17 protein-coding genes are annotated in these 15,113 nt (G+C 43.1%); 2 read left to right on the top strand and 15 right to left on the bottom strand.

Annotated features, from left to right (window positions below; translation table 11 throughout):
- Position 1 precedes the first annotated feature (1 nt).
- The 3 genes from aroE to CYL18_RS00590 are packed head-to-tail and all read right to left on the bottom strand — an operon-like array spanning position 2 to position 2,470.
- Positions 2-832, bottom strand: coding sequence for a shikimate dehydrogenase (gene aroE, locus CYL18_RS00600; RefSeq protein WP_104847533.1), 831 nt, complete (start codon positions 830-832; stop codon positions 2-4).
- Positions 833-845: 13 nt separating this feature from the next.
- Positions 846-1,967, bottom strand: a complete 1,122-nt coding sequence (gene yqeH / locus CYL18_RS00595; RefSeq protein ID WP_104847532.1) for a ribosome biogenesis GTPase YqeH — start codon at positions 1,965-1,967, stop codon at positions 846-848.
- Positions 1,955-2,470 (bottom strand): YqeG family HAD IIIA-type phosphatase, encoded by a 516-nt coding sequence (locus tag CYL18_RS00590; protein ID WP_104847531.1) that lies wholly within the window; start codon positions 2,468-2,470, stop codon positions 1,955-1,957. The genes yqeH and CYL18_RS00590 overlap by 13 nt, the downstream gene beginning before the upstream one ends.
- A 376-nt stretch (positions 2,471-2,846) precedes the next feature.
- On the opposite strand from CYL18_RS00590, the gene sda reads away from it, so the two are divergent.
- Positions 2,847-2,975 (top strand): sporulation histidine kinase inhibitor Sda, encoded by a 129-nt coding sequence (gene sda, locus CYL18_RS00585; protein WP_104847530.1) that lies wholly within the window; start codon positions 2,847-2,849, stop codon positions 2,973-2,975.
- Between the two features lie 85 nt (positions 2,976-3,060).
- Here sda and CYL18_RS00580 read toward each other — a convergent pair whose 3' ends face one another.
- The 3 genes from CYL18_RS00580 to sigK form a co-directional block, all read right to left on the bottom strand.
- On the bottom strand, positions 3,061-3,837 hold the full coding sequence (locus tag CYL18_RS00580) for a phosphatidylserine decarboxylase (protein ID WP_104847529.1): 777 nt from the start codon (positions 3,835-3,837) through the stop codon (positions 3,061-3,063).
- Positions 3,838-4,107: 270 nt separating this feature from the next.
- Complete coding sequence (locus tag CYL18_RS00575) at positions 4,108-6,333, bottom strand: MMPL family transporter (protein WP_104847528.1); 2,226 nt, start codon at positions 6,331-6,333, stop codon at positions 4,108-4,110.
- Positions 6,334-6,424: 91 nt separating this feature from the next.
- A complete protein-coding gene (sigK, locus tag CYL18_RS00570) occupies positions 6,425-7,141 on the bottom strand; it encodes an RNA polymerase sporulation sigma factor SigK (protein ID WP_104847527.1) in 717 nt (238 codons plus the stop codon).
- Positions 7,142-7,312: 171 nt separating this feature from the next.
- Here sigK and CYL18_RS19335 point away from each other — a divergent pair, with 171 nt between their 5' ends.
- Positions 7,313-7,489, top strand: a complete 177-nt coding sequence (locus tag CYL18_RS19335; protein WP_201741220.1) for a hypothetical protein — start codon at positions 7,313-7,315, stop codon at positions 7,487-7,489.
- A 265-nt stretch (positions 7,490-7,754) separates the two neighbouring features.
- On the opposite strand, the gene CYL18_RS19575 is transcribed toward CYL18_RS19335, so the two are convergent.
- The 9 genes from CYL18_RS19575 to CYL18_RS00530 form a co-directional block, all read right to left on the bottom strand.
- A complete protein-coding gene (locus CYL18_RS19575) occupies positions 7,755-7,889 on the bottom strand; it encodes a hypothetical protein (protein ID WP_269089179.1) in 135 nt (44 codons plus the stop codon).
- Positions 7,890-8,411: 522 nt separating this feature from the next.
- Positions 8,412-8,627, bottom strand: coding sequence for a YrhC family protein (locus tag CYL18_RS00565; RefSeq protein ID WP_104847526.1), 216 nt, complete (start codon positions 8,625-8,627; stop codon positions 8,412-8,414).
- A 99-nt stretch (positions 8,628-8,726) separates the two neighbouring features.
- On the bottom strand, positions 8,727-9,425 hold the full coding sequence (gene mtnN, locus CYL18_RS00560) for a 5'-methylthioadenosine/S-adenosylhomocysteine nucleosidase (protein ID WP_104847525.1): 699 nt from the start codon (positions 9,423-9,425) through the stop codon (positions 8,727-8,729).
- 33 nt (positions 9,426-9,458) lie between these two features.
- The gene (locus CYL18_RS00555; RefSeq protein WP_104847524.1) at positions 9,459-9,668 is read right to left on the bottom strand and encodes a DUF2536 family protein; all 210 of its coding nucleotides are present in this window, start codon (positions 9,666-9,668) and stop codon (positions 9,459-9,461) included.
- A gap of 83 nt (positions 9,669-9,751) precedes the next feature.
- The gene (locus CYL18_RS00550; RefSeq protein ID WP_104847523.1) at positions 9,752-10,465 is read right to left on the bottom strand and encodes a YrrS family protein; all 714 of its coding nucleotides are present in this window, start codon (positions 10,463-10,465) and stop codon (positions 9,752-9,754) included.
- Positions 10,466-10,531: 66 nt separating this feature from the next.
- Positions 10,532-12,328 carry a peptidoglycan D,D-transpeptidase FtsI family protein gene (locus CYL18_RS00545; RefSeq protein WP_104847522.1) on the bottom strand — a complete coding sequence of 599 codons (1,797 nt, stop codon included), beginning with the start codon at positions 12,326-12,328 and terminating at the stop codon, positions 10,532-10,534.
- Between the two features lie 133 nt (positions 12,329-12,461).
- Entirely contained in the window at positions 12,462-12,938 is a 477-nt protein-coding gene (greA, locus tag CYL18_RS00540; RefSeq protein WP_104847521.1) for a transcription elongation factor GreA, read from the bottom strand.
- 259 nt (positions 12,939-13,197) lie between these two features.
- Positions 13,198-13,830: a uridine kinase gene (udk, locus tag CYL18_RS00535; RefSeq protein WP_407984486.1), complete on the bottom strand. Its 633-nt coding sequence runs from the start codon at positions 13,828-13,830 to the stop codon at positions 13,198-13,200.
- Between the two features lie 5 nt (positions 13,831-13,835).
- A complete protein-coding gene (locus CYL18_RS00530) occupies positions 13,836-15,104 on the bottom strand; it encodes a peptidase U32 family protein (protein WP_104847519.1) in 1,269 nt (422 codons plus the stop codon).
- Positions 15,105-15,113 lie beyond the last annotated feature (9 nt).

Below are 15,113 nucleotides of genomic sequence, written 5' to 3'. Positions count from 1 at the left end.
GTTATCCTCCTAATTTCTCTAACACTAATTCTCTCATCCGCTCACAATCCGGACTGATGCCTGTCCACAGCTCAAATGCAAGAGCCGCTTGATGAACAAACATATCGACCCCGGTTTGAATGATGGCGCCATTATCTTCTGCCTCACGCAAGAACTTTGTTTTGAGCGGATTATAGATAATATCACAGACGACTGTCTTTTCTTTTATGCCCAATAAGGAGATGGGGGATTCATCTAACGAAGAAAGACCGACCGAGGTCGTTTGAATAATGATGTCATATTTGGACAGCGACTTTTCCGCATCAGCCAAGCTTAACACATCAGACGGCTTGCCATTATGGCAGTCAGATACAATTTTGTGTGCAGCAGAAAGAGTCCGGTTCGCGATATCAACTCTTCCAGCCTCCGTTTTTGCCATAGCACAATAAATTCCTCTGGCCGCTCCTCCGCCTCCAATGACGAGGACTTTTTTGCCGCTGAATTGATAATCAATAAGGGGGGCTAGACTTTTGACAAAGCCAGGCCCATCCGTATTATAGCCGGTAATAACGCCATCCTTGATCACAGCCGTATTGACAGCCCCCACTTCTTTGGCAAATGGATCAAGCGCATCCATATACGGAATGACGCTCTCCTTGAACGGAACCGTAATATTGAAGCCGCCTGCCCCAATAGCCTTTAACCCATTGACCGCCTTTTCAAGGGCGTCCTCTTCAACAAGAAACGGCAAATAGTCCCCTTCTATTCCGTTTCGCTTGAATGCATCATTATGAATCAACGGGGACAGTGAATGTTCAATTGGATTCCCCAGCACCCCATACAGCTTCTTCATGTGAATCTTCCCCTTAGATTAATGATTTACGAATGCTCACCTGTACTCCCTTAGGCACATAGGCTTTCACAATAGCCCCCGGCTGGTTGACTGTTACCCAGCCAAGTCCGGAAAATACGATATCTGTTTTTCCCTCTTTAATAGAAAACTCCTGGCCAACAAGCGGCGGAAAATCTTCTATGTCTTTTGGTCCTGGAGGCACAAGCAGCTCACCGGCATGCTTTTTATATAATTCGTCCGCTTTTTCAAGCTTCGTGCGATGAATATCAAGTTCATTCGATAAATAACATGTAAATGAATTTCGCTCACCCTGAACAAAATCAAAACGAGCCAAGCCTCCAAAGAAGAGGGTCTGACCGGCGTTAAGCTGGAACACTCTTGGCTTGATCTCTTTTTTCGGCGTGATGGTTTTCAAATCTTGCTTCCCGACAAAGTGGGCCATTTGATGGTGGTTAATGATTCCCGGCGTGTCAACCAAGGCTCTCTCATCATCAAGCGGGATTTCAATGATATCTAGCGTCGTTCCTGGGAAATGAGAAGTTGTAATAACGTTCTCTACCCCGCTGCCCTGCTTAATGATACGGTTGATGAACGTTGATTTGCCCACATTTGTGCAGCCAACGACATACACGTCTCGGCCCTCGCGGAGTTCGTCAATGCGCTTCATCGCATCCTCGATACCTTGTCCCTTCGCACCGCTCACAAGCATGACGTCAACCGGCTGCAATCCTAGCTCCTTTGCCATCCCCTTCATCCAATCAATCAATTTTTTGTGTTTGACTGATTTAGGAAGCAAGTCACTCTTGTTCCCAATTAAGACAACAGGATTCTTCCCGACAAAACGCTGCAGACCCGGAAGCCAGCTTCCGTTAAAATCAAATATATCAACGAGCTTAACGATTAAGGCATCCTTCTGCCCGATTCCATTTAGGATTTTCAGGAAATCATCATCCGTTAAAGAAACATCCTGCACCTCATTATAATGCTTCAAACGGAAACAGCGCTGGCAGATCACCTGATCTTTCTCCAAGGATGAGGCCGGTGCGTATCCGATTTTATTCTTATCTTCTGACTGTATGGTCACTCCGCAGCCAATACAGCTGATTTCTTCATTTGTCAATTCTAGTCCTCCCATGTTAGTTTTCCATTTCTCCGGAACCATGCCAGGATTCGGCGTTCAACTTTCCGGTTCAGTTTCGTTGCCCAGCCATCTGTCTGAGCAACCGGCACAACCAAGATTGTATGGAATCCGCTTCTGTTGCCTCCAAAGACGTCCGTTAATAGCTGGTCACCGATAACCACTGCTTCCTCCTTTTGAATGCCCATAAGCTCCACCGCATGCTTAAATGCCTTTGTCATCGGCTTTCTCGCACGAAAGATGAACGGAATATTAAGCGGGTCGGCAAAGGATTTTACTCGCATCTCTTTATTATTTGAAACAATGGTCACTTTAATTTCATGGCGCTTCATTTCTTCAAACCAGGTAATCAGTTCAGGGGTCGCAAGCGGTCTATCCCATTCCACCAGCGTATTATCTAGATCTGTTATAATCCCTTTAATGCCCTTTTCCTTCAAATCACTAGGTTTAATTTCATAAATGCTCTTCACATGCTGAGCAGGCAAAAATGCTTTCAACACAATAAACACCTCTATCATTCATTAATCACTGTTATTCATCATAACGGATAAACCCGGTTCTGTCATAAGCTTCTTGACTTTTCATGTCAAATATATTGTCGAAAGAGAAAATGTTTCGACACCCCTCAGCTTTTCTCTGACATGTGGATAAGTTTATTCACAGCGTGCACACTTGTTCAGACGTGGCATTCATGGACTTTATAGAAAAATTATATGAATACTCACATTTTACCCACAAGTTATACACTTTAACTTGTGGATAAGAGAACGGTTGTTCTGCCGCTTTTAATTTGTTAAATTAAGGGTACATTCATTCAAACATACCATTATATGAAAGCGGGACCCCTGTTAGAACATTAAATCGGAGGTGCGCATAATGCAAAAACTTTCTGATGCCCTTTTAATCGAATCCTATTACAAAGCAAGAGACCTAGGCCTTAGCAAAGATTTCATCCGCCTTATCGAACGAGAAATTGACCGGCGCTCCCTACGAACGAGGCTATAGAGAGATTCCATGAAAAAGCCCTGGTTGACAGGGCTTTTTGCTTCCTAGCTTCTGCTATTTATAATAGAAGCCCTTTTATTGGCTCTTACCGATAGGTTCCTAATATTTCTCCTGCCCAAACAGGTACGGGAGTCTTAACTTGAGCAGCCGCAAACCGCCCCTTCTCAAACAAGAGCACAACGGTGGAGCCAAAGGAGAAATAGCCGATTTCTTCTCCTTTATGTAGAGTATCCCCTGTGTGAGTCCTTTCTATCGTGTTAACGAACATGGCACCGACTTTTATCAATGCGAGCCTTCCGCCCTCATATTCAATCTCTGTGATCTCCCGGTAATTCTTTGAAAGCGGAGATTTACCCAATGTCATCCCCCATCGGTTAACCGGATAAGATTTGCTTCCGAGTGTCTGCTTGCGGATGACTGTCCCGTCCACCGGGGAATGGATACGATGATAATGACTCGGGCTTAAGTAAAGTACCATATATTGACCGCCAAGGTATCTTTCGGCTTCTTTTTTACCGCCGAGCATCTCTTCAATTGAATAGACTTTCCCTTTCACCTGAAAAGTCGCATCTTCTTGAATGGAGCCCATATCCTCTAGTACTGCATCTACAGGACTTGCTATCATGTCTATTTCTCCGTCAAACCGCCGTGCCCCGCTCTTAAGATTTCTCGTGAAGAAATCATGGAGGCTTTCATATGCCTCAAGCGGCTTGTCCATTTCTTCTACGTTTATTTTATACTGTTTCGCAAAAGAAGGCACAATCCTCTTGCTGGCAGGTGATAAGGCAAATCTTCTTAACAAAGAAGAAGACCATCTGCCGTTTGTCAATTCAATCAATGATTGATACAGTTTTTCTTTCACTTTATCCACCTAAATTTCTTATTATGACATAACTGGCTTTCATTAATCACACATTGGCAACGGGCTGTCCTAAGTGACAGTCTCCTATGTAATTCCGTCCTAGACATAGGGAAATTTCATATTCTGCTGAAAGTTAAATATACTATATTTTTATCATGAATACACATAAAAACGGAAAACAAAAAACACCCAATAAGGTCACGGGTGTTTTTCTTCTTACAGTGTACTATTCCTTTCCCCAGATGGAAAGAAAAATTTTAGCTCTGCCTGTTAAGCAGATTTCTTCGGAATCCACCAATTCCATTTCCCCATTAATCTCAGCATGATAGGCACGAGTATAAGTCTTATGACTGTCGCATCTAGAAGAACAGCAACAGATAGCATAAAGCCAAGCTGCTTAACTTCAAGCATATGAGTAAACAAGAAGGCAATAAACACAACCATCATAATAAGCGCCGCTTGTGTGATGAATGGCCCAGTGTATTCAATCCCTCTCGCGATCGCCTCCTCATCCTGCATGCCCTTCTCCCTCTCTTCCCGTATCCTGCTCACAAGGAATACCTCATAATCCATTGATAATCCAAACAAAATGGCAAATGACAGGACAGGCAAATAGGACTGTACATATCCGGTAGATTCAAACGAAAACAAATGCTCACCCCAGCCGTATTGAAAGATAAGAACCGCTGTCCCAATAGAGGCAAGGATGCACAATAGATTTAAAACAATTGCCTTGAGCGGTATAAACACACTCTTAAATGTGAGCATGAGCAAGATAAAGGAAATAACTAGGATGACACTTGCAGCAACAGGAGTTTTATCAATGGTTTCTTGATGAAGGTCAGCTATCATGGCGGCCATTCCGCCAATATACACTTTGTTCCATACCATTTCATCGCCATATCGATTCCGCAGTGCTTCTATAAACTGAATGGATCGCATCTCATCAGGAGCATCCTTTAACAAAATCATGATTGGAGCCATGCTCAATTCCTTGTTCACTAGCATCGATAATCCCATTTGAGTGTCGTCAATTGCAGCAAGTTCCTCTAGCCCGTCCACACTCAAATCTCCCAGTAAATCGGAAAGAACATCCGTGACAGAGACGACATTTGCTACACTTGCATCTTCTCTCAAATCATCAGTGATTTGAGCCATTCTTTGCAAATCTTTATCCGTTAATGAACCATCATCTGACTTGTAAATCAAATAAACCGGAGCATATATACCTGGAGAAATATGTCTTGCAAGCAAGTCATTGGCCTTTCCCGACGAATACCCTTCTAACGCTTTATCACTGATATCTGTCTTTAGCTGCAGACTAAACGCAGGAAATATCATGAGAATTAGCAGCAGCAAGCAACACCATAAAAAAAAGCCTGGCCTGTCCAAAATATGCTTCGTCCATCTGTATAGCTTTTCCTTAGGCTGATGGTTACCGCTAGCCTTTTTCCGGAAGGATAGATAATCAATCCGGTCTCCGAGCACATGCAAAAGAGCCGGCAGGAAGGTCACCGATAGCGAAAGCAGCACACCAATGCTTATAAATGTCCCGAGGGCAATATTCACGAAAAGACTTGCCTTGATTACAAGCAAGCCGACCAAGGAGGCCATCACTGTAAGTCCAGACATTATGACAGATTTCCCGCTCGTGGTCATCGCCTTAACTAACGCCTCGGTCCGATCAGCCTTTTCGCATTCCTCCTTGTATCTCATCAGTATAAATAAGGAGTAATCGATTCCCAGCCCCAGTCCTATCATGCTGACAACGCTCGGTACAAAGATATCAATGTTTTCAAACCCAAGGATGGCCAATAAACCAAAGGTGATAAAAACGCCGGCAAGCCCAAGCAAGATAGGGATAACTGCCGCGACAGCAGAGCCAAAGACGAACAGCAAGATGACCATGACGACCGGCAATGCTGTTCTCTCCGCCACCGTTAAATCCTTTCTGACCATCGCAGTTAAATCATTAATAGTCGCTGTCCTGCCTGTCAAATACATCTCTATAGGCTTATTCCCTTCAATAATCCCCCTGATTTCCCCATCAATTCTTATTGCCTCTTTACCTTCATCCTCCATTAAGAGAAGGGCAAAACTTGTATGCCCATCCGCTGAATAAGGAGCCCCAGTAACTGTAAGCCCATCCTCATAGGGAGAGATAACCTTATATATTCCGTCAATCCTTTCGACCTCTTCAAGCACCCCCTCAACCGCTTGCTTATATTCAATGGCATCTGCCCGATAGCGGTCGGAGTGAAATACAATCATCGCCTGCTCCTCAATCTGGCCGGAGAATTCCTTCTCCCATAGACTCTCAGCCATGAATGATGGAGACCCTTTCACACTTAACTGCGGCGGTGTTAATCGGCTGAAAAAGGCAGGAGCGAGCAATAAACTCGCCAAAAAAAAGAATACCCATAAAACGAGAATTGTTTTTGACTGATTAATTACCTTTCGTGAAAAACGTCCATACAAGGACTCTTTCTTATACAAGTTAAAACCACCTCAATCGTCTCCTTCTCGCGTACTCTTATTATTTCCTTGAACGCAAAAAAAACGGACAGGTAGATTTGTCCGTTTAGTGCTATTTTTGCTTCCTTCTTTCTTTTTCAGCCCGGTAAAATTCATGAAACATTTTCATTAATGCGCGCTTTTCAATCCTTGAGACATAGCTTCTTGAAATACCCAATTCCTTTGCAATTTCTCGTTGAGTCTTCTCCTTTTTCAAATCAAGCCCAAATCGGCCGACAATTACTTCCTTTTCCCGGTCATCAAGGACATCAATGTATTTCTTCACCTTTTCAAGCTCCATATTCAATTGAATCGTATCAATGACATCCTCTGATTCCGATTTCAGGATATCCAGCAAAGATATCTCATTTCCTTCTTTGTCTTGACCAATCGGGTCATGAAGAGATACATCCTTCTTCGTCTTTTTAATGACTCTCAGATGCATCAATATTTCATTCTCTATGCAGCGGGCCGCATATGTAGCTAATTTCGTGCCTTTGCCAGATGAATAGGACTCAATTGCCTTGATCAATCCGATTGTGCCAATGGAAATTAAATCCTCCGTATCTTCTCCCGTGTTTTCAAACTTCTTAACGATATGAGCCACGAGCCTTAAATTATGCTCAATCAGGAGGTTGCGGGCTTCAGCATCCCCTTGGGCCATCTTTTCAAGGCATGCTCTCTCCTCACTAGCCGACAATGGCTGTGGGAAGGCGTTGTTCTTGACATAAGAAACGAGAAAGACCAATTCCTTGATGAAATATCCAAAAGCTGCCATTAATCCTGTCAAATGAATCATCTCCTCCCTTTATTCAACCAGGTCGCCTACTAGATATGTATGACAAGAGGAACTAGTTCTTGCATGTACGGTTGAAAATTAGCGGATATCCGTCATTCGCCCAAACTCTAACTCCTTCTAACCCATACACTGTCAGTAATTAAAATATAAGGAGGGGATTCTATGTACCCTTATGGATTTGGCGGGCCCGGATATGGGCCAGGCTTCTGCCCGCCGCCTCCTTGTCGGGGAGGATTCGGAGCAGGCTATGCCATATTAATTATCTTGTTTATTCTCCTGTTCATCTTTGGCTTTTGGGTCTTCTTTGGAGGAGGTTATTATGGTCCGCCCCTCAAGTAAACAAAAAACTTATGCCTGTCGGGGCATAAGTTTTTCTTTTAGAGACGTCCTATTCTAGAAAAAGTCACTTATAGGACAATCAAATTCCCTTGAAATTGGACAATAGACGAAGAAGAATTTCGAGAATTCTCCCACACCATTGTGCCCTTAACCGAATTTATGCGCTATCTTTATAAATCCAGAAAATTTTAGATGGAACAACAAGTAGGACGCTTTTCATATTTAATCCCTTCTTTCCATTAGATTTAGATTTTTTCACACAACCTTAGAACAATTTATTAAAATTATCCGCTTTACGGTCAAGCATTTCATTTTTTACCGCGTTCATTTGCTTATAATCTTCGCAATTCAGTTTGTTAGCCTCAATCATGATTGTAAACAGTATCATATTAATCCTCATGTATATTCACCTCCTCCTTTTAAAGTACTCTTCATTAATCCATCTTTAGCAGCCATGAAAACCTTCACAAAAAAACCTCCTTTTCTTTAAGCATTCACACGAATCTGCCTTTAAACAAGCAAAAAACCGCAGATTCGCTCTGCGGTTACAAACAGGGATCATTTTCCCTATTATCGTTATTAAGGCGTAAAAAAGCCGCAGAGCATCATTCAGCGCTGCGGATTGCTTGCATCGTAACGAAATGAACTTTCGTGGGAATACCTAAGACAGCGGCCGAACTTGCAATATGAAATTAGGTTTAACTTGAACCATATGAGCTACGTGACGAATCATTGTGTTCGACCTCCTCTTGAATTTATTTACATGTAAATTATATCCAACAACAACTGCTAAGTAAATAGGTAATTGAATATTTTTTCAATTTTTTAAAATATACCCCAGTGGACTTAACAACTTACTTATTAGAATTAAAAAATCCCCATAGGTTCAACAAGTTAATGTAGGACCTATGGGGATATATGATTAAAACTCTTCATTATCCAGCTTCTTTTGATACTTGGCAGATAAAGAAAAGCAGATAATAGACCCAGTCAATGCGGCTGTCGTTGCCGCGACTAATGCTTCCCTCGTTGATATGCTTAAGCCTTCTTTCGGGAGTACGGACCCGATGAAGAAGAAGAAGCTCACGATTAAAAGCGTGACCGCAAAGCGTTTGTAATCTTCTATTTTCTCTTTCATGGCGAAACTCCTCTCCACATAGAAGTTAGCCTAATCTTATCATGAAGAAGCCGCTTGCCATACATGTAATTAGTGACAGTCTTGCCAGCGAAGTTTTCTTTATTTCGCTAACTCTTTGACCATTTCCATCGCTAGGTGTGCAGAGTGACGTGCCGCCTGATCAAGGAATTGGTCAAAGGAAACGTCACTTTCTTTTCCTGCAATATCGCTCAAAGCTCGGGTTACGACAAAAGGTACACCAAACTGGTAGGCAACCTGGGCAATCGCAGCCGCTTCCATTTCTACGGCCTGAAGCTGCGGGAATTGTCCTCTGACAAAATCAGCGCGCGCAGGATCTGACATAAACACATCTCCAGTAACAATCAGCCCTTTGCCAGCCTGTACACCCTCGATTCCTTCCGCTATCCTTGCCGCGATTTCCACAAGCTTCTCATCTGCCATAAAGCCAGCTGGAAGCTTTGGCACTTGTCCATATTCATAACCAAAGGCAGTCACATCGACATCATGATGTCTCACCTCAGTTGAAATGACGATATCCCCTACGTTTAAGTCAGGGTTATATCCACCCGCTGAACCAGTATTAATGATGAAGTCAGGCTTGAATTTCTCCAATAACACTGCTGTTCCCATCGCAGCATTCACTTTCCCTATACCGCATTTGAGGAGGATGACATCCGCGCCATGCATCTTCCCTGACGTATATTCCGTATTGGCAATGACCACTGATTCACTCTCTTCTATCTTTTCTCTCAATACTGCAACTTCTTCTTCCATTGCTCCAATAATAGCAATCTTCATAGCCTAATCGCTCCTTTTTATCCTATGTATTCTTTATAGCTTCTTCAGCTTAAAATGAACGGCTGCCGAGTAAGTTGGCTTTCCTTCCGGGCTCGTATAAATTTGATAGGAAACCGTATTTACAGTCAGCATAATTGCCTTATTATGGTTAATCTGTTTCTCAATTTGTTTTTCGAGTGCCTTTGGGCTTGATGCTTCAAAAATCTCAATCTTATCCTCAATCAACTCTAATGAGAATTCCATCTGATTTCCCCTCCTGCTTATCTTGCCATAGAAAAAGCCGGGTTTCCAAACGCTCGGGAAACCCGGACCATTGAATTGAATCGTTATTTCTTATCGTTTACCTTTAACTTTTCAACCTTTGTCGGCTTCCAGCCTTGGCCGTCGACCCATTGAATATGAACACGGTAGGTCTCTGAATCGTCATTTGGACTGACGGTGCCGACAGCTGTGTCAGGCGAGCCGCCATTACCTAGCCAGTAGACCTTCATGTCGCCCTCACTAATACCCGCTCCATAGGCAAGAGCTTTCTCCATCTCCTGCCAGTCAACAGAACCTTGTTCATACTGGGTTACATGCTCACCCGACTGCTCTGTACCAACCGGTTCCCAGGCGGGGTCTGTATAGGCTTTTTCTACATTGCTGTCGGAAGGAGTTTCTTCTGTAATCTCTGATTCTTTCTCCTCATCCTCAGAATCAGCCGGCTCCTTTTCCTCAGACGCATCCTTGTCTGAATCACTGGAAGTATCATCACTGGACTCATTCGGGTCTGTTTGTCCGCCTTCAGAATCTGTTGCCGTATCATTCTCATCATTGTTTGTTTCAGTATCCTTATCCGATTCGCCCTCATCATTATCGGCTGTGTTCGAGGCAGTTTGCGTATCATTGCTGGTTGGCTGATCATCATTACCACCAAGGAAAATAACAGCACCGACCACTACAATCAATAACACTACTACACTTATTAAGATATTATAGATTTTGTTAACCTTTTTATCTTTACGTTTTGCCACCCGTGAGGAATAACGTTCTTTTCCCACAAACCCTTCCTCCTCGCCTATGTTTGAATAAACACTATTTTAACATGGATTTCTTCACCCTAAAAGTTATTCAATCTTTTGAGAATTCTTCATTCCCTTTGTATGTAAGTCATGTATTCCATTGACAAGCTCAAGATAGATAGAACTAATGGAGCCTGATTGCTCCCCTGTCTCAAGGTCTACTACAGCCATCGCATACTTTGGTTGCTGGAACGGAAAATAACCGACAAACCATTTATTATATTTATGACTGTTCTTATCCCCGACTTCTGCTGTACCACTCTTGCCCGCCACTTCATATTTGGCTGATTTCAGCTTTCCTGCCGTTGTATTGGGTCCCTCCGCAATGACAACCCCTCGCAGTAATTGCTGGAGCTTGCTTGCCGTTACAGATGAGATTTCTTGCTCATCAGCCGCCTGGGGCGTGAATTTGGCTAGTGTAAGCCCATTATCATCAACGGCTCTCGATGCAGCCCGCACTTGCATCCGCTCGCCTCCTCTGGCAATGGTCGCCATCATATTTGCAGCAGCAAGCGGGGTTATCTTCACATCTAATTGCCCTATTGAAGTATTCGCCACGAAGTTAGGATCTTCCTTCATGGAATCATCCTTCCATACACTCCCTTTCCGTTCTTCCGGCAATTGATTTAGAACAGGGGTGTGAAAAACGCTTCCTGACCAGCCATTCAAGCCCAATAACCCTAATTTTCGGGCATAACTTTCTATCAGGTCTGGATTTTCCCTTGCGAGTTCTTTGCCGAGCACTCCGAATACTTGATTAGAACTTAAGGCAAACCCTTTTTCGAAAGTGACACTGCCAAGCCGCCTGCCTGTCTCTCCGCTCACTTCTCGGTCTAAATGATCAAGATTCCCATTAAAGGTTCTCCCTTCAAGCTCTAAGCCTTCCTCAATCGCTGCGGCTGCAATGACCGTTTTGAATATAGAGCCTGGCGTTTGCGGAAGGAGCATTTGATTGATATTCCCCTCATCATTCATGTCCTTTTCATTTAATAAAGGCGTAGACACCATTGCAAGGATGTCACTAGTTTGAATATCAATAATAACAATTCCGCCCTTTTTCATTCTATGGCTCTTCACTGTCTCTTCCGCCAGCTTTTGAATAGCTGTATCAATGGTCGTCTGGATATTTACCCTTTCTCCAGAGCCGCTCGTATCCAGATAGCGAATATCGACTCCAAAGAGCGGCAGCCCATTAGCCGCTTTATGATATAGCAGACGTTTTGTCCCATTACCCTTCAAAAAGAGCTGAAATGCTTTCTCCAACCCTGTTCTTCCCACCCTTGTGCGGTAATCAACAGAACTAGATGTGCTTCCGTTTGCATGAACCGAGTCGATTTCTCCCTTATCAAGGGTTAATGTGCCTAAAAGATGATTCGCCACGGACGGTACACCGGCAAATCGTTTTTTAACAGCAATAATCCCCGGTATGCGCAAATCATTGACGGCTTTAATCTGCCTGTCATCGAGTTCTAAGATTACCTGATCCTCTAAAACAAATGGTTCTTTCGCTTCCTGAAGCTTCTCATCAATTACCTGCTTTTCGATGCCGGTGATGGCAGACAATTTTTCTTTTGGCCAGCGCAAATTCCTAACGAATGGAAACAGAACAAGAACAGCCTTCTCTTGATAGGATATCGGGTTACCCCTATTATCAAGGAAGCCTCCTCTGCCATCATCGAGAGAAATCTCATCAATACGCTGCTGAACGCTATTTTCAAGCAGATTGATGCCATGCTTCGAATAGTCCTTCGTCTGTACCAGTTGAATTTGTGCTAATTTAGCTATGAATACTCCTAAAACGAGTAAAATCGTGACTGCTGTGAAGAGAACCCTCTTTCTCATACTGAACACCTCTGTCCTATTCTCGGCAGAGGATATCTATTTCAAACCCGGAATTGTCAGAAAAGACAAAAAGGACTGCCTTCTCTACTGTTAAGCAGCATTGGCAGTCCTTTAAAAAGACTTCTTATATAGTTTATTGGACAGAAACGATGACAACTTCCATGTCTCCGCCAGGAGTCGCTACCGTGACTTCATCGCCAGGCTTTTTGCCCATAAGGCTGCGAGCAATAGGGGAATCATTGGAAATTTTGTATTCGAATGGATCTGCCTCAGCAGAACCAACGATAGTATAGGTTTCTTCTTCTCCATCCGGTAATTCTTTAAAGGTGACAGATTTACCGAGCGTTACGACACCATCTTGTGCAGCATCACTGTCAATGATTTGAGCATTGCGAATCATGTTCTCGATTGTGGTGATTCTGCCTTCAACAAATGCTTGTTCTTCTTTAGCGGAATCGTACTCGGAGTTTTCAGAAAGATCTCCGAAGCTGCGGGCGATCTTGATACGCTCAACCACTTCTTTACGTTTAACTGTCTTTAATAGTTCTAGTTCTTTCTCTAGCTTCTCTTTTCCCTCTTTGGTCATCGGAAATACTTTTTCAATCGCCAAAAAAATTCACTCCTTCTGTACTTTCACCATGCAGCAAAAAAAGCTTCTGGTGATACATGTGTATATATATTCACCGATTTTATATGTATATACCTGATGGTATATTAATTGCGCGTTTGTTTCCAAACGCGCAAAAAGCTCTCTTTGTTAGCTTAGTGTGTTTTTCAGGATTTGTCTATTCATTTTTTCAAATTATTTATAAAATTGCTCAATTTTTAAAGGGAAAAATTAGAAAAAATTAACAACCCATCCGAAAGCTCTATAACATAGATTTTTGTTCTAAAATCGTTTGAATCTTTGTCACCATTAAGTCAATAGCAACGAAGTTATGACCGCCTTCTGGAATGATGACATCAGCATAGCGTTTGGTCGGCTCGATAAATTGATTGTGCATTGGACGTACCACAGATGTGTATTGCTCAATGACCGAATCAATGGAGCGGCCCCTTTCCTTGATATCGCGCATCATACGTCGAATAATACGAAGATCTGCATCTGTGTCGACAAATAATTTAATGTCCATTATATCACGAAGACGCTCATCTTCAAGGACGAGAATCCCCTCAAGGATAATAACATCCTTTGGTTCGACATGGATAACTTCCTCTGATCTCGTATGCATCGCATAATCATAGACAGGCTTGTCAATGCTCTCGTAATTGAGCAATTTATGAATGTGCTCAAGAAGAAGATCATTATCAAACGCGAGCGGATGATCATAATTCGTCTTCAAGCGCTCCTCAAAAGGAAGATGGCTTTGATCTTTATAATAATAGTCCTGTTCCAAAATCATGATGGAATGACCTTTAAATTTCTCGTAAATCGATTTGGTTACACTCGTTTTCCCTGAACCCGAGCCTCCAGCAACCCCGATGACAATCGGCTTTGTCATAATGGTTAAATCCCCTTTCTCATCATATCATATGGATGAACCGGCTTATCGACCTTCAAGCGCACAATCATCAATGGGTGTCTGGCAGCGTCAAGCTCATTGCCTTCCTCATCCCAAATCGTCCCGACGATTTGCTTAAAGTTATCGATGTTCGGGCCAAAGAATTCAATCTCGTCCCCCGGTTTAAAATAGTTTCTTTGCTGTAATGTTACCATGGATGTGTCTTCATCATACGATAAGACAAGCCCTGCAAAATCATAAGTTGTTTGTTTACTATGATTGCCAAACATTTGCTCTTTATAGCTTGGCACACCTTCAAAGAAAGCTGGTGCCGTTTCACGGTTGGCGCATTTATCCAATTCCTCTATCCATTCTTGCTTAAAGACGAAGTTATCAGGATCCTGGCAATAGGCATCAATCACTTTGCGGTAGACACTGACAACGGTCGCGATATAGTGAATGGATTTCATCCGGCCTTCAATTTTAAGGCTGTCAATGCCCATCTCTATCATGCGCGGGATGGATTGAACAAGCGTCAAGTCTTTTGGACTCATCGCAAACGGTGCGTCACCACTTTCAAAGAGCGGCTTTTCTCCGTCTTTCGTTTCTGCATAGAGATCATAATCCCATCGGCAAGACTGGCAGCAGCCGCCTCGGTTGGAATCACGGGCAGTCATGTGATTGGAGAGCGTGCAGCGGCCAGAATAAGCAATACACATCGCTCCATGAATGAAGGTTTCAATTTCAATGTCGACTTTCTCCTTCATCTCCCGAATCTCATCTCCGCTTGTTTCACGCGCAAGCACGACACGGTCAAGACCCTCCTCCTTCCAGAACTGAACGGCCTTCCAGTTAGACAAGGACTGCTGTGTGCTTAAGTGAATCTCAAGCTTTGGTGCTACTTTTTTGCATGTCTCGATAATGAGCGGGTCTGCGACAATGATACCAGTTACACCCGCAGATTCAATATCCTTTAGGTATTCATCAAGACCTGGAATGTTTTCATTATGGGCAAATATATTCGTTGTCACATATATCTTCGCACCATATTGGTTCGCAAACTCAACGCCTTCCTTCATTTCTTCAATTGAGAAGTTGCCGGCGTTTGAGCGAAGCCCGTATTCCTGCCCGCCGATAAATACAGCATCTGCCCCATAGCGGACAGCAATTTTTAATTTTTCAAGGTTACCGGCAGGAGCCAGTAATTCCGGTTTCTTCACGATGACGCGTTTTCCGTCAATCACTTTTGAAATTTCCTTCTCTACAACGGACATTTGGTCTTC

Origin of the sequence: Pradoshia eiseniae (assembly GCF_002946355.1) — a bacterium.
Taxonomy (GTDB): domain Bacteria; phylum Bacillota; class Bacilli; order Bacillales; family Pradoshiaceae; genus Pradoshia; species Pradoshia eiseniae.
The sequence above is the reverse complement of the archived record's forward strand: the minus strand, read 5'-3'. Positions and strand labels throughout refer to the sequence as shown.

Bases quoted from the DNA above. Each gene is read 5' to 3' on its own strand.
- aroE (WP_104847533.1), bottom strand. From the start codon at position 832: ATGAAGAAGCTGTATGGGGTGCTGGGGAATCCAATTGAACATTCACTG.
- yqeH (WP_104847532.1), bottom strand. From the start codon at position 1,967: ATGGGAGGACTAGAATTGACAAATGAAGAAATCAGCTGTATTGGCTGC.
- sda (WP_104847530.1), top strand. From the start codon at position 2,847: ATGCAAAAACTTTCTGATGCCCTTTTAATCGAATCCTATTACAAAGCA.
- CYL18_RS19335 (WP_201741220.1), top strand. From the start codon at position 7,313: ATGTACCCTTATGGATTTGGCGGGCCCGGATATGGGCCAGGCTTCTGC.
- CYL18_RS19575 (WP_269089179.1), bottom strand. From the start codon at position 7,889: ATGAGGATTAATATGATACTGTTTACAATCATGATTGAGGCTAACAAA.
- CYL18_RS00565 (WP_104847526.1), bottom strand. From the start codon at position 8,627: ATGAAAGAGAAAATAGAAGATTACAAACGCTTTGCGGTCACGCTTTTA.
- mtnN (WP_104847525.1), bottom strand. From the start codon at position 9,425: ATGAAGATTGCTATTATTGGAGCAATGGAAGAAGAAGTTGCAGTATTG.
- CYL18_RS00555 (WP_104847524.1), bottom strand. From the start codon at position 9,668: ATGGAATTCTCATTAGAGTTGATTGAGGATAAGATTGAGATTTTTGAA.
- CYL18_RS00545 (WP_104847522.1), bottom strand. From the start codon at position 12,328: ATGAGAAAGAGGGTTCTCTTCACAGCAGTCACGATTTTACTCGTTTTA.
- udk (WP_407984486.1), bottom strand. From the start codon at position 13,830: ATGACAAAGCCGATTGTCATCGGGGTTGCTGGAGGCTCGGGTTCAGGG.
- CYL18_RS00530 (WP_104847519.1), bottom strand. From the start codon at position 15,104: ATGTCCGTTGTAGAGAAGGAAATTTCAAAAGTGATTGACGGAAAACGC.